Origin of the sequence: Catenulispora rubra (genome assembly GCF_015356825.1) — a bacterium.
Classification (GTDB): Bacteria; Actinomycetota; Actinomycetes; order Streptomycetales; family Catenulisporaceae; genus Catenulispora; species Catenulispora rubra.
This window is the reverse complement of record NZ_JAACYW010000022.1, coordinates 42,980-69,549: the sequence shown is the minus strand read 5'-3', so window position 1 is coordinate 69,549 and position 26,570 is coordinate 42,980. Positions and strand designations below refer to the sequence as shown.

Genomic DNA, 26,570 nt, shown 5'->3' with positions numbered 1-26,570 from the left:
GAGCCCTGCTTCATGATCGGGTTGATCAGCGTGTGGTAGCCGACCGCGTCGATGGCGCCGGCCTGCTCGGACTTGCCGTTCAGGGTGACCTTGCCGTTGTACTCCGCGGCGACCGTGCTCAGCTGCGCACCCTGATCGGCCCACACGTTCTGGCCGTTGTTGCCAGGGATATCACCCTGGGTCCACCACTTGGCAGACCAGTTGTCGCCGTTGTACGAGGCGCTCTGCCCGCCGGTGTACACGGCGGTCGAGCTCCACGGCGCGGCGCAGGCCGCCGCCGCGTGTGCCGGCGCCTGAGGGAAGGCGACCAGCGTCAGCCCGAGCACGCCGGCCAGTGCGACCAGCAGCGCGAGCAACCGGGAGCGTCCCGGTGCGTGAGTAAGGGTCATGTGCCACTCCGTTGTGTTGTGGGGGACATCGAGTGGTTCCCCTAGGAGCAAACAGAATTGGTCCAGACCAGTCAAGGGTTTGGACCAGAATTGGTCCAGACCGGTTCGGGCGCCCCTTACTCAAAATGCGCGAGCCTTGACATGGTTCGTGGCGGTAGCCTGCCTCGAGAGTGCCGCCGCCACAGAAGCAGTAAGGCGAAGCGTATGAACCGCATCATGGCGCCATTGATCCTGGTCATGTCATCAGCTGTGCTCGTTGCTTGTTCTTCCTCGACGTCGCATCCGGCTCGGCCGCCGGCTTCGACGCCGCCGCCTTCCACCGCCTCTTCCTCGGCCTCCTCCTCCTCGTCTTCTTCCGCTCCTCCGACACAGTCCTCTGCGACGGGCACGAAAGCGCTCGTGCTGGGCCTGCCCGATCTGCCGTACGGCTGGGCGGTTTCGGTGTTGTCCACGAACAGCTCGGTCTCGTCGCCCTGCGCGGCGCTCACCACGGACGCGAGCAAGCAGCTGTCGGCGCAAGCCGAATCCGACTTCCAGCAGTCGGAGGACGGCCCGTTCCTCCAGGAGATCCTCGCCACCGGTCCGGCGGCGCAGGTGCACACGGTCTGGGCGTCGATCCAGCAGGCGGCGGGCAAGTGCGCCACGCCGGACTCCAACGGGGAGTCGACGACGCTGTCCACGACGCAGTTCCCGTCCTACGGCGACGAGAGCTACGCGTTGCAGCTGAAGGCCGTCCGGTCGGGGGTGACGTACACCGGCGACGTCGTCGTCATCCGCAAGGGGCAGACCTTCGTCGAGGTGGCCGTGTTCGGCGTCCCGGGCATCTCGCCGGTGTCGGCGGCGCTGGTCCAGCAGATGGCGGCCAAGGCCGTGGGCAAGCTCGCGTAACGGGTCTCCAGTTCCTTTAGGGGTCGCGTCGGTGCTACAGTGATCTCCCGTGCTAACGGAACTATAGTTCCGTTAGTGATCTGGAGGTGCGACCACCATGGAATACCGACGGCTGGGCGAATCAGGGCTCGTCGTCCCCGCCCTGAGCTTCGGCGCGGGCACGTTCGGCGGCAAGGGCGCGCTGTTCAGCGCGTGGGGCGACACCGACGCCCGCGAGGCGCGGCGGCTGATCGACATCAGCCTCGACGCCGGGGTGACGATGTTCGACACCGCCGACGTCTACTCCGACGGCGCCTCCGAGGAAGTGCTCGGCGCGGCCGTCAAGGGCCGGCGCGACCGGGTCCTGCTGTCGACCAAGGCCGGCCTGCCGGTCGGCGACGGACCGCAGGACGCGGGCACCTCGCGCTCGCGCCTGGTCAAGGCCACCGAGGACGCGCTCCGCCGACTCGGCACCGACTACCTCGACCTGTTCCAGCTGCACGCCTTCGACGCCGGCACGCCGGTCGAGGAGACCGTCTCAGCCCTCGATGATCTGGTGCGTGCCGGCAAGATCCGCTACCTCGGCGCGTCCAACTTCTCGGGCTGGCAGCTGATGAAGTCCCTGGCCGCGTCGGACCGTCTGCACGCGTCCCGCTACGTGGCCCACCAGGTCTACTACTCGCTCGTCGGCCGCGACTACGAGTGGGAGCTGATGCCGCTGGCCGCCGACCAGGGTGTCGGCGCGCTGGTCTGGAGCCCCCTCGGTTGGGGCCGCCTGACCGGCAAGATCAGGCGCGGGGAACCGCTCCCGGCCGGCAGCCGTCTGCACCAGACCGCCGACTTCGGGCCGCCGGTCGACGACGAGCAGTTGTACGACGTGGTCGACGTCCTGGAACAGCTCGCCGACGAGACCGGTGCCGCCGTCCCGCAGATCGCGATCAACTGGCTGCTCCGCCGCCCCACCGTCGCCTCCGTCATCGTCGGCGCCCGCAACGAGGAGCAACTTCGCCAGAACCTCGGCGCCGTCGGCTGGGAACTCACGCCGGAGCAGGTGGCGCGCTTGGACGCCGCGAGCGGGAGGGAGGCGCCGTATCCGTACTTCCCTTACGAACGGCAGGAGGCGTTCGCCCGGTTGAACCCGCCGCTCGTCGGTACCCGGCGATAGGGCTGCCGATCATCGCGATCGGACTTCTTCCGCTTCCCGTGCAACCTCCTGCCACACTCCGTCCGTCCTAGGCGGGACATGGGAGGGGAGGGTGCTGGATGCGCCTTGGAGATGAGGCAGAGTTCAAGGAGTACGTCGCCGGGCAATCGCTCGCGCTGCGCCGTACCGCCTATCTGATGTGCGGGGATTGGCATCAGGCTGAGGATCTTGTTCAGACCGCCCTGCTGCGGCTGTACCGGTCGTGGTCGAAGGTGCAGCGCAGCGACAGCCGCGACGCGTACGTCCGCCAGGTCCTCGTCCGCTGCCTCATCGACGAGCGGCGGCGGAGCTGGCGGCGCGAGCGGCCGTTCGCCGAGCTGCCGGAAGCCGGCCTGCACATGCGGGACGAGGACGGCGCGAGCGGCGAGGACGGAAGCTCCGGCTCCGGCTTCGAGATCCGCCTCGGGACCCGCGACGAGATCTTCGCCGCGCTCGCGAAGGTGCCGCCGCGCCAGCGCGCGACGCTGGTGCTGCGCTACTGGGAGGACATGTCCGTCGAGCAGGCGGCGCACGTGCTGGGTTGCTCGGTCGGCACCGTGAAGTCCCAGACCGCGCGCGGTCTGTCCGCCCTGCGCGTGCTGCTCCAGCCGATCGCAGAACCCTCCATCAGCCGCACCGAGAAGGAGTGGGATCGATGACCGACCACCAGTACCGCGACGACCGGGTCCACGACCTGTTCACGCAGCTCGCCGACGACCCGGCCCCGCCGCTGGGCTTCACCGCCGAAGGCATCGCCGACATCGGCCGCCGCGATGCCCGCACCCGCCGGATCGCCGCCGTCGGCGGGGCCACCGCCGGAGTCGCCGCGATCGCCATCGCGGTCGCCGCGCTGCCGGGGGCCGTGGGCGCGGGCCGGGGGGTGGCGAGCGGGTCCCCGAAGATCAGCGCCACCTCTTCCTCGCCGGCCGCATCGGATCCGGTCTGTGCGGCGGACGTGGCGAAGGCCGTGCCGAACGTCCCCAGGGACCCGGGCAACGGGGTGCGGAGGAGTCTGGCGCTCCAGACGTGCCCGATGCTTCTGGCCATCGACGCGGTTCTCGACCCTTCGGGCAAGCACCTGGTGGGTGCCGACTCGGGTGGACTCGCGATGCGGCCGGACATCGCGTTGGTCGCGGCAAGCGACAAGGGCAAGGTGGTATACGGCCCGATGGCGAGCTTCTGCTACAACGACGAGGGCCCGGCGTTGAGCAGGGACCTGACCATGTGCGCCCACCTTCCCGAGGTCGCCATCCAGGTCGTCTTCTCCTTGCCCGGCGAACCGGACCCGTCCCCGCAGACCGGCGACCTGTCTCTGGCCAACCGCAAGCCCGGCGTCGGCGATGGGTCCACCGCCTGGATCGAGAAGAGCACCACGACCCTGAAGGACGGTTCCAAGCTCACCCTCAGCGAGGTGCAGAACGGGGACCGCGTGGCACTCAAGGCCAGGCGTGTGCTGGCCTCCGGTTCCGCATTGACGATCGTCGCCTACGACGGCTACGACAGCACGTCCGCGGTCGAGCAGCCGGGGTCGGTCTACAACCCGTTCCCGTTCACGATGGAGCAGATGGCGGCGGCGGCGAGTGTGAAGGAGTACGTGCCGCTCAAGCCGTGATAACAGGGCCGGACGCGGTAAACGGTAGTACCCGGAATCGGCAGTGACTCGACTGCTGCCGACATGGGTTTGCGCGGCATTGCGAACAGCGAACAGCGCGGTGGCGCCCCCGAATCCGGGGGCGCCACCGCCGATTGCCGCCGACGTCAGTCCGACAGCGGCATCGTCATCTGCGGCGACACCGGCGACGCGTCCTGATGCAGCTTGCTGACCGCGGTCCCCATCGCGAAGAACTCGATGGCGTGCTCGCCCCAGACCCAGTCGTTCTCGTGCACGGTGACCCCGACGATGCCGTCCGCCCCGACCTGGTTCCCCTCGTACTGCATGCGCGACATCGCGATCTCGCGCGCGTCGTAGACGGCCTGGGTGTAGGTCCCGAGCTCGGTGTTCTGCCCGGACGCCTGAAGCGCCTGCCGGAAGGTGAGGTGCGCGACGTGGTAGACGCACGTCCCGAGCACCAGCGCCCGCGGAACCCAGCCGTGCTGCCACAGCGTCCAGAAGTCCTGCCCCGACAGGTGCGACGTGAACGGCCGCCCGGCCGGCGTCCGCAGCCGCAGGTTGTTGTTCTCGGCCTTCACCGCCGTCCCGATCGCGACGAACTCCATGATCTCGGCCGAGAACGCGTACCGCCGAGCCCGCACCTCGACCCCGATGATCCCGTCGGCGCCCAGCATCTCGGCCTCGGCCTCCATCCGCGCCATCGCCAACTCGCGCGCGGTGTACATCGCCTGCGTCAACACCGTCAGCTCCTGACTGGTGTTCCACCGCGCCGTCTGGATCCCGATGTGGTAGATGCTCGTCCCCATCACGAGCCCCACCGGCGCGAACCCGGCCTGCGTCGCCAGCACGAATTCGTTCACCGACAAGTCGGAGGTGAAGCACGGCCGCCCCTGCTGCGACTGCGAGAGCCGACCCCTGGCCGAGTCCGGAAGCGGCTGCTGTTGCTGGGATATCGGTCCGGTCTGCTGGGCCATGGTTCTCTCCTCCGGTGATCGCTGCGTGGTGGTGTGACCGGACTATGCTTCGCCAACGCTTGAACACTGTGGAATCTGTGTTGAGTGATCAATATGACCGGTCATCTTTAGGCGGGCGGCCTTCGGCGCCGTTGCCGAAGGCTGCCCGACTCCGAGCTCGAAAGCTGGGACCGCTGGAACCGCTAGAACCGCTAGAACCGCTGGAACATCGTGTGGTCGTTCGCCGCCGTGGCCGGAACATCCTGCACGACGTCCCAGTGCTCGACGATCTTCCCGTCGCGCACCCGGAAGGTCTCGGCGACGGCCTGACCGAGGTCCCCGGGGTTCGCCTGGTAGTTTGACGTGCCCCTTCGGCATCGTGGGACAGCGGTAATGGACTAACACCGCTTGACGCTTACCGTTCTAGCACGGTTGTCGTCTGCTGCGTAAGGGGCTTTCAAAAATAGACCATGTCGCCTACCATGAAGGCATGGTCAGCAGCGGAACTCCGAAGCCCGCGGTGCAGGACCCGGCCGCCGCGGCGGCGCTCGTGGACGTGCTCAACTCCCGGCCGCACGCCACGCCGCTGCTGCCGGACACCCTGGAGGACCCCGCGACGTCGGGTGATCTGCTGCGGCCGTTCGGCCAGCCCGAGGGCGAATCGCCGTCGCCGGAGCGGATCGCGCAGCTCAAGGTCCTGCGCTCGGACCTGATGGCCTTGGTCGCAGACCCGGAGAGCAAGGACGGGGAGCAGGCGTGGGCCAGGCTGACCGAGCACGCCTCAGACGTCGACCTCCGCCAGTCCTTCACCCCGACCGGTCAGGTGCAGCTGCGACAGGTCGGCGGCGACCCGGTTGTCGGCGCCGTCATCCTGGCCGTCGCGCAGCTGGTCACCGACGGCACCTGGTCGCGGATCCGCGCGTGCGCCAACACGTTGTGCAGCCACGTCTTCTACGACCCGACCCGCAGCCGCACCCAGCGCTGGGACTCCTACGAGACCTGCGGCAACCGCACCAACGTCGCCGCTCACCGGGCCCGCGCGCGCAGCCGCGCGTCGGCTACCTGAGCGGCGTCTTCCTGAATCGCGCCTGAATCAAGACGCCGCAGACGGCCGCAACAGCCGCTCGAAGACGTTGCTGAAGAAGGCATCGAACGAGGCGCCGCTGCGACTGGTCCGGGCCGCGAGAAGAGCGCCCTCCCAGGCGGTCATCACGAACAGCGCCGTCGTCTGCGGATCCAGGCTCTGATCGACCTCGCCCAGACGCACCGCGTCCGCCAACGCCCCGGCCAGAGCGTCCCGCCAGCACGTGAAGCCCTGTTGGACCTGTCGACGCAGCACTTCGCTGTGGTCGCTGATCTCCGCCCCGAAGTTGCCCAGCAGGCAGCCGCGGGAGTACTCGAAGCCCTCCTGCTCCGCGCGCAGGAACTCGAAGTGGCTGCGCAGCCGCGTCAGGGGAGCGACGGACTCGTCGGCGAGGTCCTCCAGCCGCCTGGTCTGTCCGTACAGATCCAGGATGGTGACGGCGAGGGCTTCCTTGCTCTCGAAGTGGTTGTAGAACGAGCCCTTCGGGACGCCGGCGGCGTCCGTGATGTCCTTGACGCCCGCCGCGTTGTAGCCGTGCGTGTGGAACCGCTCCGCGGCCGCGTCGACGATCTGCGCTCGCAGGCTCTGCCTGGCCATTGACACCTCCGGTCTCCAATATGGCCGCTCGTCTTGAGTCGTGTCAACCCGGGTCGCTCCGGTTGACGGAATTCAAGACGACCGGTCATCATGAAGAAGTCGGTGGGTTTGCCGGCTCCCTCCCACACATTGGGGTTCTCATGTCTGTCTACCAAGCGGTGCAGGTCAGCGGCTCGCGCAGCTTCGCCGCGGTCCAGCGCGAGGCCGTGGAGCCGGGGCCCGGCTTCGTCCGGCTGCGGGTCGAAGCCTGCGGTGTATGCCACTCCGACGCCTTGGCCGTCGAAGGGCTGCGCGCGGACCCGTCCGTTCCGGTCGTCCCCGGGCACGAGATCGTCGGCGTGATCGAGGCGGTCGGCGAGCACGTCGGTGGGCAGGTCGGCGACCAGGCGGGCGGCTGGCAGGTCGGCGACCGCGTCGGCCTGGGCTTCCTCGCCGGGCACTGCGGCGAGTGCGCGTCCTGCCGCCGGGGCGATTTCGTGTACTGCCAGAACCAGCAGCAGACCGGCACGACGATCGACGGCGGCTACGCGGAGTCCGTGATCGCCAAGGCGACCGGCCTCGTGCGGATCCCGGACGGTCTGTCCTCCCACGAGGCCGCGCCGCTGCTGTGCGCCGGACTGACCTCGTACATGGGGCTGCGCGCGATCGACGCCGCGCCCGGAGCGCTCGTGGCCGTGCAGGGCATCGGCGGCCTGGGCCATCTCGCGCTCCAGTACGCCGACAAGCTCGGCTACCGCGTCGCGGCCATCGCTCGCGGAGCCGCGAAGGAGGAGCTGGCGTACTCGCTCGGAGCCGACCACTACATCGACAGCAGCGCGCAGGATCCGGGAGCGGCGCTGCAGGAGCTCGGCGGCGCGGCGGCCGTGATCGCCACGGCGTCCTCCGGTGCCTCGATGAGCCCCCTGATCCCGGGGCTGGCGCTGCGCGGACGGCTGGTCGTCCTCGGCGCCTCGGCCGACCCGATCTCGGTCCAGACCTCAGACCTGATCTTCGGCGGCCGCAGCATCGTCGGCAGTCTCACCGGCACGCCGAGCGACAACGAGGACAACCTGCGCTTCTGCCTCGCTCAGGGAATCCGGCCGATGACGGAGCTGATGCCCTTGTCGGACGCGCCGAAGGCCTACGAGCACATGATGTCCGGGCAGGCCAGGTTCCGCGTGGTTCTGGACGCCGCCTCCTGAGGCGAGTGTCTTACTGCGGGGCGGGCGCCTGTACGGCGCCGACACCGACGCCGAACGAGCCCTGGTCGAGCCAGTCGCCGAGCACGGCGTAGGCGTGCGCGCGGACTTCGGGCAACGAAAGGAAGACGTCATGCCGTGCCCCGGGAACCGTCAGCAGCGTGCTCCGATCGCCCAGGCACGGCGTCCGTCCGGCGATCTGCTCGACGTCCAGTACCAGGTCGGCGCGGTCGCTGACGTCCGAATACCGGCGGGAGAAGTGCGTCCGGTCGGACCTGAGCACCAGCGTCGGGACGCCGCCCAGGTCCAGGCCGCGATGCAGCCGGGCATGGCCGCGCCGGATGGCGTTCAGCCAGCCGAAGGTGACCGGAAAGCCCGACAGCGGCTTGAGCCCGAGGTCGAACTCCCACTCGCCGGTGCCGCTGGTGTGCAGCGTGGCGCCGTACACGCCGGGTAGCTGCTTGAGCGCGTGGAAGGGCGCGACCTTCGCCAGGACGCGCAGGGCCTGGGTCAGCACCGCGCGGCGCGCCGTCGGGTAGAGCTGGAGGTCGAACCACGGGCTGTTCAGCGCCATGCCGGCGACCGGGGCCACGCCGCCCTTCGCGCGGCGCCGGTCCAGCCACAGCGGCAGGATCAAGCCGCCGGTCGAGTGCGCCGCGAGGAGGACCGCGGCTCCGGGGTGCTCCTCGCCGATCACCTCGACGGCACGCTCCAGCTCCTGGTCGTAGTACGCGAGGCGCGACACGTAGTGCGCGGTCTGGCCCTCGCGCAGCGCCCGGCCGCATTTGCGCAGGTCCAGCGCGTAGAACGCGAGGCCGCGGGCCGCGAAGAAGTCCGCGAGGTCCGTCTGGAAGAAGTAGTCGGCGAATCCGTGCACGTACAAAACCGTGCTGTGGACGGCTTCGCCTTCGCGCGGATCGCGCCGCACGAGCACCGCGGTGACGTCACCCTCGCCGTCCGGGTCGGGGCCGAGCTCGAACACCTGCTGGTGATAGCCGGCTAGCCGGTCTGGCGTCCACTGCGACATTGGCCCGTCCTCCGCACGAAAGCTGTGAGAACGGCAGAGTAGTGCGCCGGCATGAAGCGAGCGAGATGCGGGGTGTCGGCTGCCCTGAGGCACGGGATACGTGGCGGGTGCACACTGGGCTTATGCCGAAGAAGCCGCGAGCGTCCCGCGAAGGCCAACCGAAGAAGCGTTTCCTGCGTGCCGTCGTGCTCGTCGCCGGGACGATCGCCCTGGAGACGGCCTACATGCGCAAGCGCGGTTATGCCGTCGGCTTGAAGACGGTCGTGCGGTGCCGTGCGGGCCACCTGTTCACGACGATCTGGATCCCCGGCGCGTCGCTCAAGGCGGTCCGGCTCGGGACGGTACGGCTCCAGTACTGTCCGGTCGGTCGGCACTTCACGTCGGTGCGGCCGGTGAAGGAAGCCGAGCTGACCGACGAGGTGCGGGAGGCCGCGCAGCAGCACGACGCGCGGATCCCCTAAGACACGGCTTTCAGGAACTCGTCGGACCCGAGTTGTCCGCTCCCGTCGTGCCCAGCAACTCGGCCTCGGCCGAGGTGCCGTTGGCGACCTCCCGGGCCAGGTCCGACAGCCGCAGGTTGTGGCTGCGGGCGTGCCCGCGCAGCAGGGCGAACGCCTCGTCCACGTTGATGCCGCGCCGCTCGGCGAGCACCCCCTTGGCCTGCTCGATCGCGATCCGGCTGGTCAGCGCATACTGGAGCTGTTCGGCCAGCAGGTCGGCGTGCCGGAGGCTGCGGTGCGCCAGGATGGCGACGGTGGCCACGTCGGCCAGGGCCTGGCCGCTGCGCACGTCCGACTCGGTCAGGGCGCCGGGGCGTTCGCAGAACAGGTTGAGCGCGCCGATGACCTTCTCGCGCAGGCGCAGCGGCAGCGCGTGCGCCGACACGAAGCCGGTGGCCTGCGCGGCCTCGGCGAACCGGGGCCAGCGCTCGGTGCTGGCGCGCAGGTCGACGTTGACGACCGGGCGGCCGGTGGTGAAGGCCTCGATGCAGGGACCGGCTTCGGATTGCAGCTCGAACAGCTCCAGCAGCCGCGCGTTCTCCGTGGAGGACGCGGCGGCGTGCAGCACCCTGCCCGCGTCGGAGAGCATGATGCCGGCGGCGTCCACATCCAGGATCTCCACACAGCGCTCGGTGAGCGTGTGCAGGAAGTCGATGACGTCGAAGTCCTCCACCAACGCGTCGGCGGTGTCGACGAACGCCTCGGCGAGCAGTCGTTCGCGCGTCATGTCCATGCCTCCAAAATACGGCCACCAGCCCTGCCGGCGGTACAACCCACGCGATCGGACACTGTGATCGGACACAACAGAGCCACAAGCCGGAGCCACAAGCCAGAGCTACAACCCGTCGAAGCGCAGCCGGCGGGCCACGACGTCGGCGGCGACCTCGGCGATCAGCTGGTCCTGGCTGTAGGCGTGGGCCCGCAGCCGGGCCAGCGCCTCGGCGAGGCTGACGCCGAGCTGCACGCTGATCATCCCCGTGGCCTGGTGGACCTCGGCCCGGTAGGTCTGCGGGGCGGCCCAGCCGGCCGGGACCCAGCTGTCCGGCCCGCGGTCCTGCATCGACCGGCGGCCGATCAGCACGACGGTGACCGCGATGGCCAGTCCCAAGGCGTCGGTGTACTGCCCGTCGCTCAAGGAGCCCTTGGCCCTGCGATACGCCAGCATCGTGCCGACACTCATCGCCCCGATGCTCAAGGGGAACGCGAACACCGCCCGGACCCCGAGCGCGGCGGCGGCCGGGGCGAACGCCGGCCAGCGGGAACCGGACGCCATCAGGTCCGGGGCCAGCACCGGAAGGCCGCTGGCCGCGCAATCGGCGCCCGGACCCTGGCCGAGGGTGAACTGCAGATGGTCGACATCGGCGCTGACCGCGCCGCTGCCCCAGGCCAGGACCGTGCCCGCAGGCCCGGTGCCGACCCCGGCGGTGATGCCGTCGACGCCCAGGGCGCGCGCCGCGGCCTCGGCGGCGGCCCGGTCGTCGGCGAGGAGCTGACCGGGGTTCCGGTCCAGCATCGCCAAGACAGTCGTCATCTGAGCGCTGACCATGCAGATATCGCCCTTCCTCGCCCGGAACGATAGCGGGTCGGAGGGGTCCCCGCGATGACGGACGGGCCCGAGTCGGCCTTGTGGCGCGCGGTTCGTCCGACGCTGGGGACCCGCCGGGACGAGTCGCTTTCGGAGCACAGGTTTCGGAGCACAGGACCGGCGGCCGCGGCGGCGAGGCGTCCCGGACACGGCGGTGTCGATGATGATGGGGAGATGGAGCATTTCGATCTGATCGTGATCGGCAGCGGATCCGGCGACACCGTCATCGGCCGCCGCCCTCGGGACTGGAAGGTCGCGCTCGTAGACGACGCGGCCGTCGGGTTCGGCGGCACCTGTCTGAACGTCGGCTGCATCCCGTCGAAGATGTTCGTCTACACCGCGGGCCTGGCCGAGGCCGCCGGTGGGGCGGGGGAGTTCGGGCTCGACCTCCCGGCTCCCGCCGTGCGCTGGCGGGACATCAGGAAGCGGATCTTCGATCGGATCGACGGGCATTCGGCCGACGGGCTGCATCACCGTCGCACAGGCGGGCCGAATCTCACCCTGTTCGAAGGCAGAGCCCGCTTCACCGGCCCGAAGACGCTGCTGGTCGCCGGTGGCGAGACGATCAGCGCGGACCGCGTCGTCATTGCCGCCGGGTCGCGGCCGATCGTGCCGGACGTGCCGGGGCTGGCGGATGCCGGGTTCCTGACCAACGAGACCGTCATGCGGGTCGAGAAGCTGCCGGAGCGGCTGATCATCCTGGGAGCGGGTTCGATCGCGGCGGAGTTCGCGCACGTCTTCTCGGCCCTCGGCGTGCGGGTCACTGTCATCGCCCGATCCGGCGCCATGCTGCGGCGGGAAGACCGCGACGTCTCGGGCCTGATCACCGACATCGCCCGCCGGAAGTGGGATCTCAGGGAACGAAGAGAAGTCACCAGGGTCGAACGCGACGGCGCGGTCGTCCGGGTTCACATCAAGGGTCCAGACGGAAGCGGCGGCGAGGTCGTCGAAGGCGACGAACTCCTCGTGGCCGTCGGCCGACGCTCCAACGCCGACCGGCTGGACCTGCCCGCGGCCGGGATCGCGACGCATCCCGACGGCCGGATCGAGGTGGACGGCCGGCAGCGGACGAACGTGCCCGGCGTGTTCGCGATCGGCGACGTCAGCTCCGAGTACCAGCTCAAGCATGTCGCTAACCACGAGGCCCGCGTGGTGGCGCACAACCTGGCGCATCCCGATCAGCCGATCGAGGCCGACCACCGCTTCGTCCCGCACGCCGTGTTCACGTCACCGGAGATCGCCTCGGTCGGGCTGACCGAACAGCGGGCCCAGGCCGACGGCGTCCGGTACGCGGTCGGGCGGCGCGACTACAAGGACATCGCGTACGGCTGGGCGATGAACGACCCGGAGGGCTTCGCGAAGGTCCTCGCCGATCCGGAGACCGGACGGCTCCTCGGCGCGCACATCATCGGCCCGCAGGCGTCCGTCCTGATCCAGCCGCTGATCCAGGCGATGAGCCTGGGCCAGGACGCGCAGACCGTGGCGCGTGGCCAGTACTGGATCCACCCGGCGATGTCGGAGCTCGTGGAGAACGCGCTGCTCGATCTTCCGCTGCGAACCGGCTGACGACTCTTGCGGCGAATCTTGCGACAACCAGACGGCATTCCCGACGACCTGCCCGTGGATTACCCGGCATCGGGGGTATGGAAGGGCTCGTGCGCCGACCGAAGGCCACGGGAAGCAGGTGCGACGGCCATGATCCGACGGGTGAAGTCCACGTCCCTGAACGTGCGGGGCGACACATCGGCGGCCCGGCATGCGATGCTCCTCACCGGGCAGAAGCTCCTCGACGAGGTGCTGGCCGTAGCGCCGAAGCTGCCCGTCCGCAGCCAGGAGACACTGCGCGAGCAGTATCCCGGGCTCACTCCCGATGAGATCGCGGCGCAGCTGATCCGCACCGCGTCACGCGCCACGGCGGCGACCGGCGCCACTGTCGGCGTCTGGGCGGTCCTGCCGTTCATCCCGGCGTTCCCCGTGGAGGTCGCCGCGGAGACCGTGGCCGTGGTCGCGATAGAGGTCAAGCTCGTCGCCGAACTGCACGAGTTGTACGGGCTCGGCGTCCCGGGGACGAGCGTGAGCCGCATGACGGCCTACGTCGTCGCCTGGGGCGAGCGCCGCAGCGCCGTACTGGTGCCCGGCGGCTTCGCCCTGGCGATCGGCTCTCCGCTGCGCAAGCGGTTGTCGCGCCGACTGGCGGCCCGCACCGGGCGCAGCGCACTGTCCCTCGGGCCCCTCCTCACCGGTGCGGCCGCGGGTGCGATCTTCAACCGCCGTGAGACCCGGCGCGTCGGCCAAGTGGTCCTGGACGACATCCGGAAGCGGGCTTCGGCCACGTTTGCCGATCCGAATCCGGGTCACTAGGCGGAGGTGGGCCCGCCCGCCATCCCCCCCGGGCGGGCCCCCTTCCTCCACAGACCAGGTCGGCTCCGGCCGCCGGAGTCGGAGCCGGAGCCGGAGTCCCTACAGGTCGCGCACCACGCGGCGCAGCAGCGCGCCGACGGCCAGGAAGAAGAGCGCGGCGAGTCCGTAGTTCAGGAAGGTCCTGAGCTTGACGTTCGCCGGCGTGAACAGGTCGATGAACCAGGTGGCCAGCCAGCCGGCCCAGTCCGCGTCGGTGGAGACGATGTCGTTGCCCTGGTTCGCGTTCAGCCACACGAAGATGATGTGGAGGACGAGGATGGCCGCGATGATGAGAGCGGCGAGCGATATCAGGTCTCTGGGTCCGCGCGAGCGGAGTTCGTATGCCATGGGCCGCCTGGTGCCCCGGTTCAATATCGAATAACGGTCGCCGGGAAAAGGTTCAAGAATTCTTCGGGATAGGTCTGAATATTCTGGTTGATGCCGTGAGGCGTGGGTAGCAGGACGCGGCCGCCGGAGAGTACGGCGGCGCAGAAATCCCTTCCACGACATCGGAGATCCTTATGGGCATCATCGCTTGGATCGTGCTCGGCCTCGTCGTCGGCCTGATCGCCGACCGCATCATGGGCAGCCCGCACGGCCTCATCGTCACCACGGCGATCGGCATCGTGGGCGCGCTGCTCGGCGGATGGATCGCCGACAAGGTCTTTCATGTCGAGAACCTCCAGGGCTTCTTCAACATCTCCACGTGGATCACCGCGATCCTCGGGGCGATCGTCCTGCTGGGCGCCGTCGAATTGGTGACCGGAAAGCGGGGCCTCACGTCGGGCCGGCGGCGTGGACTGCGTCGCTGAGAGTTCGCCTCGCACCCTGACCGAAACCATTCGGCCGCCGCGGCCCGAGGGCTGCGGCGGCCGAATTCTGCATTTCCTACCCGGGAAGGATCACGCCGAGGAGCGAGCGGTACTGCAGGACGGCCCGCCGCATCTCCTCGGTCCCGCCGTCGTTCTGCCAGGTGGCGCTGAGCGCGCTGCGGCGTTCCGCGATCGCGCTGACGTAGGCGGCTGAGATGTCCTCGATGAGGGCGTCGGCATCGCGCACGGACTGCGCGGGGTCCTCGACGAAGCCGACCTGGATGGTGTTCCAGCGGCTGAGGAACTCGCGCTTGTCGCCGGACGGCAGCAGCCCGGCGGCGGACGTCGGCTCCGGGGGAGTGGCGGGAGCGGTGGGAGCGGCGACCGCGACGTTGTCAGCGTCCTCAAAGCGGCTCGGGTTCTCCTCGGCGGCACCTTCATCGTGCGCATCATCGGCGTCCACCGGGAACTGGCCGTCCACGTCGATCCCTGCGGCCGCCATCGCCACACGTCCCTGCGGACCCTGCGGCCCGTCCTGCAGCAGGCGCTGAACATGCGCCTCGTCCGGGGCGTGGTGGACGCTCTCGTTGTCGTTCTCTTCGACAGGGTGCTCGTCGGTTGCATGCGTCATGTTCATGCCTCTCGTACCTCGTCGAGTTCGGGGCCTCCTGCTACCCCTGCCCGCGATTCCTAACAGCCCTGTTTCGGTCGCGACATCGAGGGCATGGCTGAGCCCCGAGAACCTCAGGAGGCGCTCATGTCCATCGGTGCGATCATCGCCGTCATCGTCCTCGTGCTCATTGTCGCCGTCGCGGTGTACGCGGCACGGCGCGAGCACGCCAGGCGCCAGATCCGGGCCGCGTTCGGGCCCGAATACGAGCAGGTCAGAGCCGACTACGGTGGCGTGCGCGGCGCGGACCGGGAACTCGTCCGGCGCACCCACCTGCACAAGAAGCTGCGCCTGGAACAGATCAGCGCGGACGACCAGGACTTCTACACCACGTCCTGGGACCACGTCCAAGGCGGCTTCCTCGACAACCCGGCGCTCGCCCTGACCGGCGCCGAGCAGCTGCTCGCCCGACTGGTCGCGGCCCGCGGTTACCCCGCGGCGGACGACGACGAGCACCTGGCCCTGCTCTCGGTCCGACACGGACACGTCCTGCCCGGCTACAGGCAGGCGAGGTCGGTCAGCGAACGCGCGGCGACCGACCCGACGCTGGTGTCGACCGAGGAGGAGCGCAAGGCCCTGATGCAGTATCGGACCCTCTTCGAGGACCTGCTCGCCGTACCCGGCGCGACGGCTCCCCGCGCGACCCAAAGCTCGGGCGCCGAGCGGTAAGCCGAAAGCCAAGTAAGCGCGTGCAGGTAGGCAAGACCAGGTAGGCAAGTGCAGGTAGGCAAGTAAGCACCCAGCAGCACAACCACCGACTTGGTGGCCGCGCCTCCCCGCCGAGGCGCGGCCACCAGCCGCGTCTCAGCCCCGGTGCTGCCCGATCCAGGCATCCACCTCGGCCCAGTTGTCCTGCAGCCACCGCAGGCGAGCCTCCCGGTCGACCGGTATCCGCGAGGCGGGAATCGTCCACCAGGTTGCCTCGACCGGCTTCGTCAGCGGGACCGAGCGCCAGACACCGGCGACGGACTCCATGTGGTCCAGGCCCGTGTGCGCGACGAACACGACCGAGGCGTCCGGCGCGGCGTCAATCGCCGCGAAGACCCCCGCCGGCCGCGGCGGCAGCACGTGGTGCAGCCGACGAGCGCGGTTCGCCGAATCCCGCAAGCCCCGGCGCCGCAGCTTCGTGATGGCCCGGATGCGGCGACCCGGCGTGAAGTTCCCGCCCTCGGGGAAGACCACCAGCGCGTCGGACGGGCCCATGCCGGCGGCCAGGCGTCCGATCTCCGCAGCCGTCTTCTCACCCTGTTGGTCCGGGTCCGGGTCGATGAAACGGTGCGGCACTCGATGAAGCACGACATCGATCAACGGATCCATTGCCAGCGTGTCCTTGAGCACGATGCGAGGCCGTCGCCGTCCGTGCACCAGCAGCGCGTGGATCAGCAGGAACGAGTCCCCGGGACCACCGTGTCGGCTCAGGATGATCATCGGACCGGCAGGCAGCTCCGGCACCGTGGGCGTCCCGGAACGGGAAGGACCCACCGTCTCCGGAAGCTGCATCCGCAGCCCGTAAAGCCTCCCGGCCGCCGCGTACAAACGATCGAGCAGGCGAGCCAACAGCCGGAAGTTCGCTTCCTGATACGCCTGCGATGACTCGGTCGTCGCAGGCCCTTTCGACACGCGAAGGCCCGCGCGACCCCAGATCGCCACGCAGGCCACCAGCCCGCCGATCTCAGAGGCTAGATATACCGCCAAGAAGACCGAGAACCGAAAAGCGCGCCCCCGTCCGCCCGGACGTAGCGTGAAAGGCGCCGTGAGCACCCCGACGACCGGGACCAGCGCGAACGTCAGCACCGCGAAGCACAACAGCACCGGGATCGTGATCGTGCGGCGGAGCAATGGGAACCGCAGCACCGCACGCCGAACCGATATGCCGACGCCCATCACTACCTCCCGGCCAGATAAGCGGCCGACGCGTGGTACGACTGCTCGATCCGGGCCCGCGTGCGGCTGAAGTCGCGGAACCGCACGTACTTCGACCATCCGTCGCCGTCGGACGCGGCGTTGCCGGTGGGCAGCACGTGGATCGCGACGTCATCGGGCACCTCGGCCAGGTCCCGGGTGAACCGGTGCCGCCGCGCGACCTCGAACGCCACCGCCGCCACCTCCCAGGGCCGGCTCGGCGCCGTCAGCGGCCGTTCCAGGTGTCCCACCTGCAGGACGTAGACCGTCGTGGCCCCGAGCGCGAGGGCCCGCCCGACCGGCACGCTGTTCACGATCCCGCCGTCCAGGTAGTGCTCGCCGTCCACCGGCATCGGCGGCAGCAGCCCGGGGACCGCACAGGAGGCCAGGACAGCGTCGGCGATCGGACCGCGGGTGAACCAGTGCTCTGCGGCCCGCTCGATGGAGGCGGCCACGCACTGGAAGGGCACCGCCAAGTCCTCGATCAACCGAACCGGCAGGTCGGATTCCAGCCGCCGACGCAGCGGTTCGTTGGTGAACAGGTGCGTCCGGCTGCGCAGTGCCGTGCCGAGCCGCGTCGTCAGGGAACCCTCGAAGACCCCGTTCTTGCCGAGCCCGGACCAAAGTTCCTCTAGGCGCGCCACGGCTACTTCAGAGGGATCAGCGGCCAACACCGCGCCGTTGATCGCTCCCACCGACGCCCCGACGATCGCGTCGGGTTTGATTCCGGCTTCCAGCAAGGCCCGGAGCATGCCGACCTCGTACGCGCCCCGGTGTCCGCCGCCGCCGAGGACGAAGATGGTCCGCCCGGTTCCAACAGTGCTGTCCGTCGTGGGACTCACGCTCCTTTCGTCCCTACCGCGAGGTGAGCCGGTAGGGGATCGTGCAGATGACGACGTCGGTACTGGCCCGCAAGACCGTCGCCAACAGCAGGCCGCGCTGGTTCTGCAGGATGCGGTACCGCCATCGGCGCGGCTGGACCTCGACGATGAGCACGGCGATCTGCCGACCGCCCTTCGCAGCGTCGCGCACGTATCCGACCATCGGGTGGACCAGCGACCGGTGCGGGCTCACCAGCGTCTCGAGCCGGACGCCGGGATCCCACCGGTCCCACGCGGCGCGGAACTCCTTGCACTGGTCGGGGTCCGGCCAGACGCTGACCGCGACGACGTCGTCGGCCAGCGAGACGGCGGCGGACAGCGCGTGCTCGGTCAGCTTGCTGACACTGCCGACCGGGACGATCACCAGAGTGGGCGTCGGCGTGAGCGGCGGCGGAGTTCCGGTCAGGTCGAGTTCGTGGCCGACCGCCGTGTAGTAGCTCTCGATCCGGGCGAACAGCAGCATCAGCGCCGGCACGGTGATCACCACGACCCAGGCCCCCTCCGTGAACTTCGTCGCGACGAACACGGCGGCGGCCAGCGCGGTCAGGGTCGCCCCGGTGCCGTTGAGCATGACGCGCAGCCACCAGCGCGGCGGACGCTCGCCGAACCAGTGCCGGACCAGGCCGGTCTGGCTGATCGTGAAGCCGATGAACACCCCGATCGCGTACAGCGGGATCAGCCGGTCGGTGGCCGCGTGCACGACGATCAGCAGCAGCCCGGCCAGCAGCGCCAGCGCGACGACGCCGTACCGGTACACCGGGCGTTCGGCGCGCAGGCCGAACAGGTGGGGCAGGCGGTTGTCCCGGGACAGCAGGCTCATCAGCACCGGCAGCCCGCCGAAGCTGGTGTTCGCGGCCAGCGCCAGGATCAGCGTGACGATGATGTTGGTGGCGTAGTAGGCCCAGCCGGTGCCGAACGACCCCGCGGCGAGCTGCGCCAGCACCGTGACGCCGCCGCGCGGTGCCACGTGCTGCCGGTGGATGAGGATCGACAGCCCGATCAGCATGGTGCCCAGCAGCGCGCCGAGCATCAGCTCGGTGCGCTGGGCGTTCCTGGCGCGCGGTTCGCGGAAGGTCGGCACGCCGTTGGCGATGGCCTCGATCCCGGTCAGGGCCGAGCAGCCGGCGGCGAAGGCCTTCAGGACCAACAGCACGCTCACCGCCTCGGCGGCGTGGACCGGCATCGCGGTCCCCACGACCGCGGCCGGGTGCGAGCGGCCCAGGCCGATGCCGATGACGGCGAAGACCGCGCCGAGGAACAGCAGCATCGGCAGCATGAAGGCCCGGGCGCTCTCGGCGATGCCCCACAGGTTGATGCCGGCGATCACGACGAGCCCGGTCAGCGACAGCCCGAGGACGTGGCTCGCCAGCGACGGGAACACCGAGGCCAGGCTCGCCGCGCCGGCGGCCAGGCTGACCGCGACGGTCAGGACGTAGTCGACCACCAGGCTCGCCGCGGCCAGCAGGCTGACGGTGCCGCCGAGATCCTTCTTGCCGACCGCGTAGGCGCCGCCGCCGTCCGGGTGCACCGCGATGACCTGGCAGTAGGAGACCACCAGCACCACCAGCAGCCCGGCGATGGCCAGCGTGATCGGCAGCGTCAGGCGCAGCGCCGAGGTCCCGGCGGCCGCCAGGACCAGCACGATCGCCTCCGGGCCGTACGCCACCGAGCTCAGCGCGTCCAGGGACAGCGCGGCCAGGCCGCCGAAGCTCGTCAGATGATCCTTCTTGCCCTCACCGTGCCGGAGCGGGACACGTGGCACGACCTTCTTCGGCGCTGTCCCATATCCCATGGCGGATCCCTGCTGTCGAGGCTCACGGCGGTCGTTTCACGGCTTTTGACCGCCTCTGTCACAAGGTACTGATCCGGCGGGAGGGTTTATCGGACCGAACCGGAGTGGGTTCGGCGCGCGCGGGTGCCGGACAGCCGGTCGTCGGAGGCTGTCGGCCTCCTGCTGTCCGGGACGCGGGAAGGTAAACCGGGGGAGATCGCGGCGAGCCTTGCCGAGTGCCGAGTGCCGAGTGCCGAGTGCCGGCGGGAACCTGTGTGAGCCGCCAGAAGGTCCGGCCGTCAGAGACCGGCGCTCAGCCGCAGCAGCTTCGAACGCGGTCCGAGCCTTTCGCCGCGCGCCGAGGTGACATCGAATTCGTAGAGGTGGCCGGCGGTCAACCCCTGGGCCAGCCAGCGGTCGCCCAGCACCGGGATCGGCCCCACCCGGCGCGGCTCACCGAGCGTGACGTCGCGGAGCGCGACCCGGTAGGCGGAGGCGCCCCGGACCCGATTCCACGTGAGCCGGATGCTCGCGTCCCGGGCGCGCGTCGCGGCGATCGTCGGTTCGGCCAGCGGGAGCTCAGGCGGCCGCGTGGGCGGCAGTCGCAGCGGAACGCGGCCGACCCCGAAGCGCAGCAACGCGTCCGCGAAGCTCCTGGCCATGGCCAGCTCGCCGGACGGGTTCGGATGGATGCCGTCGTAGGTGTCGGCGTCGGGGTCGAAGTCGGAGTGCACGTCCACCAGGGCGACGGGGGAGACGTCAGTCGAGAGCGCGGCCAGGACCGAGGGGAGCTTGGCGTTGTAGTCCCGGATGGTGTCCCGGAACCACGCGTTGCCCCAGGTCGTGGTGCCGGCTATGGAAGCCGCCAGCACGACCAACGCCGATGCGGCCGAGCGGGCCTCGGACACCACGGCGGTCAGGTCCCGCAGGGCCTGTTCGGGCGGCCCCACGGTCGCGAGGTCGTTGAACCCGAGCTGGACCAGCAGGAAGTCCGGGCGTTCGGCGGCGACGTGCTCGCGGACCGACGCTTTCGCGGCGTGCGCGGTCCATCCCGGCCGGGCGCAGTGGCCGCCCTCGAAGCGCCCCTCGCGGTAGGAGCCGGTCATCGGGTTCTGCACGTCGGGCCCGGTCGGGATCGGCTTCCCCTCCACGAGCGCCAGGAGGACGGGATCGTCGTACATCGAGAACGTCCCCGTGTACGGGCCCACGAACTCAGCGGGCGTACCAGTGCGCCGGAAGTGCTGCGCCAGCTGCCAACGCCAGGTGTAGTCGTCGTGCATCCCGCTGGCGAGCGAATCGCCGAGGACCATGATCCGGGGTGACCTCATGACGCGCCTTTCGTCGTGTGTCGTTCGTCGGCAGTTTGAAGCCTCTCATCCGGGTATGAGGCCGCGGATCCGAAGGAGGTACGACGATGGCGACCGTCCTGATGCTGCTGCTCCTGGTGGGAGCCACCGTGTTGGTCATCGGTGGATCGGTGAAGGCGGCGAGAATGCAGTCTTCCGCTGCCCGCGGTCGCGCTCGACGTGACGCACGACAACGGTGATGCCTCCTATGACAACCAGCCACGCTGCCCGGCCTTGAGCCCGGCCTGGAAACGGCTGCCGGCATCGAGCCGGCCCATCAGGTCTTCCATGCGGCGCTTGACGGTGCGCAACGAGACGCCGAGCCGTTTGGCCGCGGCTTCGTCCGTCATGCCCGTGCCCAGCATCTTCAGCAGTTGGCGTTCGATGGCGGTGATGGCCTGCCGCGCGTCGTCCGGTGCGTCCTCCTGCGCGTCGTCCGGCCCGGCCACCGCGTCGAGGCCGGCGGCGGCGTCCCACGTCTGCTCGAAAAGGGCGACGAGGCTGGCCAGGACGCCGGCTTCGCGCAGGACCGCGATCCCGGCGGCGGGGGCGTCGGGATCGGCCGCGACGACCGCCACCGCGCGGTCGAACAGGAGCATGCGGGGCGGGACCACGGGAGCGGTGCGGACGGCGTGTCCCAACCCTGTCAGCCAGCGGGCGTAGGCCACGGTGGTGCGGTCGGCCCGCATGCTGTCCTGGTAGACGCTGCGCAGCAGGACGCCCCGGGTGGCGAGCGATTCGTCGAGCGGCCGGGCCGCGGTCAGGATCTCGGCGGACTGCGGCCCTCCGGGGACGACCGCCATCACCTCGGTCGCGGCCGAGGTGGCCAGTTCTTCCAGCCGCGCCTGGATCGCGTCCAGACCCAGCACGTGTTCCACCTGCGCGTCGGACGATCCCGCGGGACCTGCGCCGTCCGCGACGAGGTCGGTGATCGCCTGCCGTCCGGCGGCGATCGCGGCCTGCCGGGCGGTTATGTCAGCCTGCTGACGCTCCAGCAGGATGGCCATGGCCCGCTTCAGTGAGACCGGGACGCGAAGCCCGGGATCCTCGCGGGAACTGCGCAGCAGCGCCAGGTCGGCCAGCGTGTCCAGGGCCTCCCGGACCTGGTCCCCGGAGACCAGCAGATGCCTCGACAAGTCGGTGACACCGAAGTCGGGGAAGGCCAGAAGGGCCCGGTAGACCTTCTCCGCCGTCGGTTCCAGACCCAGCGACACCAACATCCGCGATCCTCCTGCCCTGCTCGCTCTGTCGCTCAGCGAGAGCCGTACCGTCGCACGAATCCTGATATTCGCAGTCTGATCCAGGCGCGGACAAGTGTTTTGAACCTCATCAAAAGGGTGTCGGCCCGGTGCTCGCCAGGTGTGGCCCGAAAGTGCCAGGCACGTTCGGGCCGTCGGCGGTGTCTTTCTGCCTCCATGACGTGCTGGAAAGGTCTTGGGCATGCCCCCTTTTGCCCGCGCACGCATCCGCATCGTCTTCCGTGACGCCCTAGTCGCCTCAGTCGCCCTGGTCGCAGCCGCCGCGCTGATCGGCACCACCGGTACGGCGCAGGCAGACGTGAGCGCGGCGCCGGCGCACCGCCTCATGGCGGCGTGCGTGTGCTGGGGCTGAGGCCGAGGGCCATGGACCTCGTCCTCGTCCGGCTCAGCGCGCCGAACGGCGGTGGGGTCACCGATCGGCACCCCGATCCGGAAGCGGTCGCCGACATCCTCTGGGCCAACGCGGCTGTCGACGACCGGCTCGAACACATCAGAGCCCGTCACGGACCGACCGCCGGATCCTTCGATCTGGCCCTGTTCTACCGATCCGGCCCGGCATCGCCGACCGAACTGGCCGAATGCCTGTGCCACCGCACGATCACAGCCTCACCCGCACTCGACGGTTGGGTCATGACCATTCCCTTCGACATCGTCACCTGTTCTGCCTCGAATCCGTCAGGAGACAGCCATGTCCTTGATTTCCCGTAGCCGGCGCACCATCCGTGCTGCCAGCCTCACCACCGCGTTCGCCCTGGTCGGAACGATGGGGGCGGTGGCCGCGGCGGTACCTGGCCACGCCGCGGTCGTCACGGCCGCCGCTCACGCGTCCGTCCATCAGCGCACTGCGACGGTCGACGGCGTGCCGTTGACCGTCGACTCCTCCGACTCCTCGCTGCTGCCGACCGACGCCTTCCAGGTCAGCAAGCCCGGAGACCTGGTGCAGCTGGCGTCGGTGCTGCAGCTCAAGCCCTACCGCGACTTCTCGGTCACGGCCGTCCCCTACGGAACGTCTCCGCCCGGGACGAAGCTGCCGTTGGCCGGCGCCGGAGCCGTCGCGCAGTACCGCGATCTCCTGAACCAGTCCGACGGCCCGACGAGCACTGCGACCGGGCCGACCGCCTCGTTGTTCGGGCAGACCGTCACGGGCACGCTCACCCACCGCACGGACGCCCCGGACGGGAAGAACCAGGTCGACATCGTCACGGCCCGCTGGGTCGTGGCTGCGGGGAACCGGCTGTGGATCGTTCAGGCGGCCCGGGATTCGGCCGGTGCCACGGCCGGATTCGGCAGCGGGATATCGGTGGCCGGCAGCGCGCTGGCGACGCCCACCACTGTGAAGGTGACGGCCGGGGCCACGCCGTCCAAGACCCCGACGCCCACGAAGCCCGCGTCCCCCGGCCACGCGGTGACGAACCAGGCGCTGTCCCCGAATTCCGTGCCCTTGGGCGGAACGCTTCCGACGCCGTCGTGGTGGAGCGGGCTGTGCGACAACGGCAACGGCGCTTCCTGGAACCTCGGTACCAGCCCGCACGCTCTGAGCGGTGGCGCGAGTTTCATGGGCATGGAGGCTTGCGGCCCCACGAGATCCGACCGCGGCGGTGGTTCGGAGCCGGTGACGTCGGGCATGCCCGGCACCCAGGCCTACGAATGGGAGTGCGCTGAGCTGTCCGCCCGCTACATGGTCACGCGGTACGGCATCTCCAACCCCGGCGAGTACGGGAGCACCGCCGCGAACGACTTCTTCACGTCGTACGGCCAAGGGCACGGGTTCTCACTGATCTTCAACGGAACCAGCGGCCAGGCACCCCGACCCGGGGACGTCATCAGCTGGGATGCGAACCCCAGCGTGCTGACCAGCGGCACATCTCCCACCGCCCTGTCCTGGGGGGAGTCGCACAACGGCCACACCGCCGTGGTGACCGGTTCCAGCGTCAACTCCTCCGGCAACGGCAGCATCAGCATCATCGAGGAGAACTACAACGAGGGCGGCACCGGCACGATCTCCGTCAACAACTGGGTCGTCCAGTCGGTCATGGCCAGCCCGGTCGGCACCATCAACTGGCTCCACAACCCGGCCGACGGCGGCACCACGGTGTCCGCGCCGACCTCGGTGACCATCAACGGCCTGGGCAACGGCACGCTGACCGGGCCGGCGACGATCAGCAGTACCGTCACCCCGCTCACCAACGGGACCAACGACAAGCTCGACAGCCTGAGCTACTCCATCGACGGCACGGTCGTCGCGGCCGTCGGCGGCACCGGCAACCTGACCGGCGGCGACAACTACACCTGGACGCTGGACCCGATCCGGGACACCGGTAGCAGTTCCGGCGGCGGTACGTGGAGCATCCCGGCGAACCTGCTGTCCAGCGGCACCCACACGATGACGGCGACCGCCGTGAACTCCGCGGGGAGCAAGACCGGCTCGGCCGCCTTCACGGTCGCGTCCGGCACGGACAAGCCGGTCGGCGCGACGCTGCTGCACGACGGGGTGACGAGCGTGTACTCCGTCGATGGCAACGGTCACCTGTGGGAGACCTGGCTGACCGCCTATGGCCAGAACTGGGCCACGCAGGACATGACGTACCTCTACGGCACGCCTGTCGTGAAGCCGGGTACCGCTCCGGCCGCGCTGTTCCATGACGGGGTCGCGAGTGTGTACACCGTCGACGTGAACGGGCACCTGCACGAGACGTGGCTGCCGGCGCTGGGCCAGAACTGGGCCACCCAGGACATGACCTACCTGTACGGAACGCCGGTCACATCGCGGACCCCGGTCGCGTTGGCGCACCCGAACGCCAGCGGTGGTATCGCGGCCAGCGTGTACACCGTCGATGGCAACGGGCATCTGGACGAGACCTGGTTGCCGGCGATGGGTCAGAACTGGGGCACGCAGGACATGACCATATACGGCTCGCCGGTGGTCAAGGCCGGGACTGTTCCAGCTGCGCTGCTTCATGACGGTGTCGCGAGCGTGTACTCCGTCGATGGCAACGGCCACCTGTGGGAGACGTGGCTGACCGCGTATGGCCAGAACTGGGCGACTCAGGACATGAGCTACCTCTACCGGACGCCAGTCACGTCACGGACTCCGGTCGCGTTGGCGCACCCGAACGCCAGCGGTGGTACCGCGGCCAGCGTGTACACCGTCGACGGCAACGGGCACTTGGACGAGACGTGGTTGCCGGCGATGGGTCAGAACTGGGGCACGCAGGACATGACCATCTACGGTTCCCCCGTGGTCAAGGCCGGGACTGTTCCGGCCGCACTGCTTCATGACGGCGTCGCGAGCGTGTACAGCGTCGACGGCAACGGCCACCTGTGGGAGACCTGGCTGACCGCCTACGGCCAGAACTGGGCGACTCAGGACATGAGCTACCTGTACGCGACCCCGACCACGTCCCGAACCCCGATCGCGGTGGCGCACCCGAACGCCGGCGGAGGCACCGCCGCCAGCGTCTACACCGCCGACTCGCGCGGCCATCTGGACGAGACCTGGCTGCCGGTGATGGGCCAGAACTGGGCCACCCAGGACATGACCATGTACGGCACGCCGACCGTCAACTGATGGCCAGCCGCACCATAGTCGCACCGTAGTCGCATCGAACTGATCACAGGCCCCGGTCGCAGCGCCCAGCACGCGGCGCTGTGACCGGGGCCCTGCTTGCACTCCTTGTCGCCGAACCCGCCGTCCTCCAGGGACGTGGTGCCGTCGTCGGCGAAGGCGCCGGGGCCGCCGGACGTACCGGACGCACCGGACGTCGGGGTCGTCTGACGCCCTGATCACCGGCCCGGGTCGCACCATTCGGAATCTGTGATCCGATCGCGATTGCGCCAGTGAACAGTGCGTCAGCGCTGCTTGGCCGCGTCGATCACGGCCCGCAGGTAACGGATGGCGGTCTCGTGCCGCTCGGGCGTGGGCGTGTGCGTCGCGAACGAGATGAAGTAGGCGCCGATCACCGCCTGCACCGCGGCCAGGCACAGCTCCATCGTGGGATCGTCCGCGGGCAGGCCGACCAGGGCGATGAGCGCCGCGTCGCCGGCCTTCGCGGCGTCGGCGAGGCGCACGTTCGCGAGGGCGCGCAGGTCCGGGTTCGTCACCCACATCGCGTCCGTGAGCGCCATGAACTCCCGGTCGAAGACCTTGCCCTCCTCCACCAGCCACTCGTCGAGGACGTCGACCAGGTCCGTCTCCGGGGTCGCGGCGAGGGCGGTGGTGAGGCGTGCGGCGATCTCGTCGGCGAACGAGGTGGCCAGCTCCAGCTTCGACGGGAAGTAGCCGGTGACCGTCCGCACGGCCAGTTCGGCCTCCTCGGCGATGTCGGCCAGCGTGGTCTGCTCGAAGCCGCGTTCGGCGAACAGCCGGATGGCCGTGCGCTGGATCAGCGCGCGCCGCTTGGCCTTCGACCGTTCCCGCAGCCCGGAGGCCTGCTCGGGTGCGGCGTCGCGGGTTCCGGGAGTGGCGGGAGGGACGGTCGAGGCCATGTGTCAAGACTACCTCACATGGTGAGTTTGCCGTCCACGGCAAGAATGCCTACTGTGGCAGTCATCGGC

28 protein-coding genes are annotated in these 26,570 nt (G+C 69.7%); 14 read left to right on the top strand and 14 right to left on the bottom strand.

Annotated features, from left to right (window positions below):
* Positions 1-389 (bottom strand): carbohydrate-binding protein (locus GWK61_RS09295; protein WP_323747473.1); only part of this gene is annotated, 389 nt, incomplete at its 3' end.
* 399 nt (positions 390-788) lie between these two features.
* Between GWK61_RS09295 and GWK61_RS09290 the strand changes: the two genes are divergently transcribed.
* The 4 genes from GWK61_RS09290 (at position 789) to GWK61_RS09275 (ending at position 4,051) form a co-directional block, all read left to right on the top strand.
* Entirely contained in the window at positions 789-1,277 is a 489-nt protein-coding gene (locus GWK61_RS09290; protein WP_194907109.1) for a hypothetical protein, read from the top strand.
* 97 nt (positions 1,278-1,374) lie between these two features.
* Positions 1,375-2,421, top strand: a complete 1,047-nt coding sequence (locus tag GWK61_RS09285) for an aldo/keto reductase (protein WP_194907108.1) — start codon at positions 1,375-1,377, stop codon at positions 2,419-2,421.
* Between the two features lie 98 nt (positions 2,422-2,519).
* Positions 2,520-3,098 (top strand): SigE family RNA polymerase sigma factor, encoded by a 579-nt coding sequence (locus GWK61_RS09280; RefSeq protein WP_194907105.1) that lies wholly within the window; start codon positions 2,520-2,522, stop codon positions 3,096-3,098.
* On the top strand, positions 3,095-4,051 hold the full coding sequence (locus tag GWK61_RS09275; protein WP_194907103.1) for a hypothetical protein: 957 nt from the start codon (positions 3,095-3,097) through the stop codon (positions 4,049-4,051). Before GWK61_RS09280 ends, GWK61_RS09275 begins: the two co-directional genes overlap by 4 nt.
* Before the next feature lie 146 nt (positions 4,052-4,197).
* Here the strand turns inward: GWK61_RS09275 and GWK61_RS09270 are convergent, their stop codons facing one another.
* Positions 4,198-5,025, bottom strand: coding sequence for a heavy metal-binding domain-containing protein (locus tag GWK61_RS09270; protein ID WP_194907100.1), 828 nt, complete (start codon positions 5,023-5,025; stop codon positions 4,198-4,200).
* A 469-nt stretch (positions 5,026-5,494) separates the two neighbouring features.
* Here GWK61_RS09270 and GWK61_RS09260 point away from each other — a divergent pair, with 469 nt between their 5' ends.
* Positions 5,495-6,070: a CGNR zinc finger domain-containing protein gene (locus GWK61_RS09260; RefSeq protein WP_194907098.1), complete on the top strand. Its 576-nt coding sequence runs from the start codon at positions 5,495-5,497 to the stop codon at positions 6,068-6,070.
* Positions 6,071-6,097: 27 nt separating this feature from the next.
* Here GWK61_RS09260 and GWK61_RS09255 read toward each other — a convergent pair whose 3' ends face one another.
* A complete protein-coding gene (locus GWK61_RS09255; RefSeq protein ID WP_194907096.1) occupies positions 6,098-6,685 on the bottom strand; it encodes a TetR/AcrR family transcriptional regulator in 588 nt (195 codons plus the stop codon).
* 140 nt (positions 6,686-6,825) lie between these two features.
* Between GWK61_RS09255 and GWK61_RS09250 the strand changes: the two genes are divergently transcribed.
* Positions 6,826-7,866, top strand: coding sequence for an alcohol dehydrogenase catalytic domain-containing protein (locus tag GWK61_RS09250; RefSeq protein ID WP_194907094.1), 1,041 nt, complete (start codon positions 6,826-6,828; stop codon positions 7,864-7,866).
* 10 nt (positions 7,867-7,876) lie between these two features.
* On the opposite strand, the gene GWK61_RS09245 is transcribed toward GWK61_RS09250, so the two are convergent.
* Complete coding sequence (locus GWK61_RS09245) at positions 7,877-8,890, bottom strand: alpha/beta hydrolase (protein WP_194907092.1); 1,014 nt, start codon at positions 8,888-8,890, stop codon at positions 7,877-7,879.
* Between the two features lie 122 nt (positions 8,891-9,012).
* Between GWK61_RS09245 and GWK61_RS09240 the strand changes: the two genes are divergently transcribed.
* Positions 9,013-9,351, top strand: coding sequence for a hypothetical protein (locus GWK61_RS09240; RefSeq protein ID WP_194907090.1), 339 nt, complete (start codon positions 9,013-9,015; stop codon positions 9,349-9,351).
* Between the two features lie 10 nt (positions 9,352-9,361).
* On the opposite strand, the gene GWK61_RS09235 is transcribed toward GWK61_RS09240, so the two are convergent.
* Together GWK61_RS09235 and GWK61_RS09230 are read right to left on the bottom strand one after the other, a co-directional pair.
* On the bottom strand, positions 9,362-10,117 hold the full coding sequence (locus tag GWK61_RS09235; RefSeq protein ID WP_194907088.1) for a GAF and ANTAR domain-containing protein: 756 nt from the start codon (positions 10,115-10,117) through the stop codon (positions 9,362-9,364).
* A gap of 108 nt (positions 10,118-10,225) precedes the next feature.
* The gene (locus GWK61_RS09230) at positions 10,226-10,921 is read right to left on the bottom strand and encodes an ANTAR domain-containing protein (RefSeq protein ID WP_194907086.1); all 696 of its coding nucleotides are present in this window, start codon (positions 10,919-10,921) and stop codon (positions 10,226-10,228) included.
* A gap of 228 nt (positions 10,922-11,149) precedes the next feature.
* Between GWK61_RS09230 and GWK61_RS09225 the strand changes: the two genes are divergently transcribed.
* A complete protein-coding gene (locus GWK61_RS09225) occupies positions 11,150-12,541 on the top strand; it encodes a mycothione reductase (protein ID WP_194907085.1) in 1,392 nt (463 codons plus the stop codon).
* 141 nt (positions 12,542-12,682) lie between these two features.
* Positions 12,683-13,336, top strand: coding sequence for a hypothetical protein (locus GWK61_RS09220; RefSeq protein ID WP_194907083.1), 654 nt, complete (start codon positions 12,683-12,685; stop codon positions 13,334-13,336).
* Positions 13,337-13,435: 99 nt separating this feature from the next.
* Here GWK61_RS09220 and GWK61_RS09215 read toward each other — a convergent pair whose 3' ends face one another.
* On the bottom strand, positions 13,436-13,723 hold the full coding sequence (locus GWK61_RS09215; RefSeq protein ID WP_194907081.1) for a hypothetical protein: 288 nt from the start codon (positions 13,721-13,723) through the stop codon (positions 13,436-13,438).
* Between the two features lie 194 nt (positions 13,724-13,917).
* Between GWK61_RS09215 and GWK61_RS09210 the strand changes: the two genes are divergently transcribed.
* A complete protein-coding gene (locus GWK61_RS09210) occupies positions 13,918-14,187 on the top strand; it encodes a GlsB/YeaQ/YmgE family stress response membrane protein (RefSeq protein WP_323747472.1) in 270 nt (89 codons plus the stop codon).
* Between the two features lie 76 nt (positions 14,188-14,263).
* Here the strand turns inward: GWK61_RS09210 and GWK61_RS09205 are convergent, their stop codons facing one another.
* A complete protein-coding gene (locus GWK61_RS09205) occupies positions 14,264-14,818 on the bottom strand; it encodes a hypothetical protein (RefSeq protein ID WP_194907077.1) in 555 nt (184 codons plus the stop codon).
* Between the two features lie 126 nt (positions 14,819-14,944).
* Between GWK61_RS09205 and GWK61_RS09200 the strand changes: the two genes are divergently transcribed.
* Positions 14,945-15,526, top strand: coding sequence for a hypothetical protein (locus tag GWK61_RS09200; RefSeq protein WP_194907075.1), 582 nt, complete (start codon positions 14,945-14,947; stop codon positions 15,524-15,526).
* A gap of 135 nt (positions 15,527-15,661) precedes the next feature.
* On the opposite strand, the gene GWK61_RS09195 is transcribed toward GWK61_RS09200, so the two are convergent.
* The 5 genes from GWK61_RS09195 to GWK61_RS09175 all read right to left on the bottom strand — a co-directional run bounded on the left by GWK61_RS09195 (position 15,662) and on the right by GWK61_RS09175 (position 21,977).
* The gene (locus tag GWK61_RS09195; RefSeq protein ID WP_194907073.1) at positions 15,662-16,741 is read right to left on the bottom strand and encodes a 1-acyl-sn-glycerol-3-phosphate acyltransferase; all 1,080 of its coding nucleotides are present in this window, start codon (positions 16,739-16,741) and stop codon (positions 15,662-15,664) included.
* A gap of 2 nt (positions 16,742-16,743) precedes the next feature.
* On the bottom strand, positions 16,744-17,601 hold the full coding sequence (locus tag GWK61_RS09190; RefSeq protein ID WP_323747471.1) for a patatin-like phospholipase family protein: 858 nt from the start codon (positions 17,599-17,601) through the stop codon (positions 16,744-16,746).
* Positions 17,602-17,614: 13 nt separating this feature from the next.
* Positions 17,615-19,432: an APC family permease gene (locus GWK61_RS09185; RefSeq protein ID WP_194907071.1), complete on the bottom strand. Its 1,818-nt coding sequence runs from the start codon at positions 19,430-19,432 to the stop codon at positions 17,615-17,617.
* Between the two features lie 278 nt (positions 19,433-19,710).
* Entirely contained in the window at positions 19,711-20,739 is a 1,029-nt protein-coding gene (locus GWK61_RS09180; RefSeq protein ID WP_194907069.1) for a GDSL-type esterase/lipase family protein, read from the bottom strand.
* Between the two features lie 224 nt (positions 20,740-20,963).
* Positions 20,964-21,977, bottom strand: coding sequence for a helix-turn-helix transcriptional regulator (locus GWK61_RS09175; RefSeq protein ID WP_194907066.1), 1,014 nt, complete (start codon positions 21,975-21,977; stop codon positions 20,964-20,966).
* Positions 21,978-22,197: 220 nt separating this feature from the next.
* On the opposite strand from GWK61_RS09175, the gene GWK61_RS09170 reads away from it, so the two are divergent.
* The 3 genes from GWK61_RS09170 to GWK61_RS09160 are packed head-to-tail and all read left to right on the top strand — an operon-like array spanning position 22,198 to position 25,584.
* A complete protein-coding gene (locus tag GWK61_RS09170) occupies positions 22,198-22,368 on the top strand; it encodes a hypothetical protein (RefSeq protein WP_194907065.1) in 171 nt (56 codons plus the stop codon).
* An 11-nt stretch (positions 22,369-22,379) separates the two neighbouring features.
* Positions 22,380-22,724, top strand: coding sequence for a hypothetical protein (locus GWK61_RS09165; protein ID WP_194907063.1), 345 nt, complete (start codon positions 22,380-22,382; stop codon positions 22,722-22,724).
* Positions 22,705-25,584, top strand: coding sequence for a CHAP domain-containing protein (locus GWK61_RS09160; protein WP_194907060.1), 2,880 nt, complete (start codon positions 22,705-22,707; stop codon positions 25,582-25,584). The genes GWK61_RS09165 and GWK61_RS09160 overlap by 20 nt, the downstream gene beginning before the upstream one ends.
* 281 nt (positions 25,585-25,865) lie before the next feature.
* Here the strand turns inward: GWK61_RS09160 and GWK61_RS09155 are convergent, their stop codons facing one another.
* Positions 25,866-26,501, bottom strand: coding sequence for a TetR/AcrR family transcriptional regulator (locus tag GWK61_RS09155; protein WP_194907051.1), 636 nt, complete (start codon positions 26,499-26,501; stop codon positions 25,866-25,868).
* Positions 26,502-26,570 lie beyond the last annotated feature (69 nt).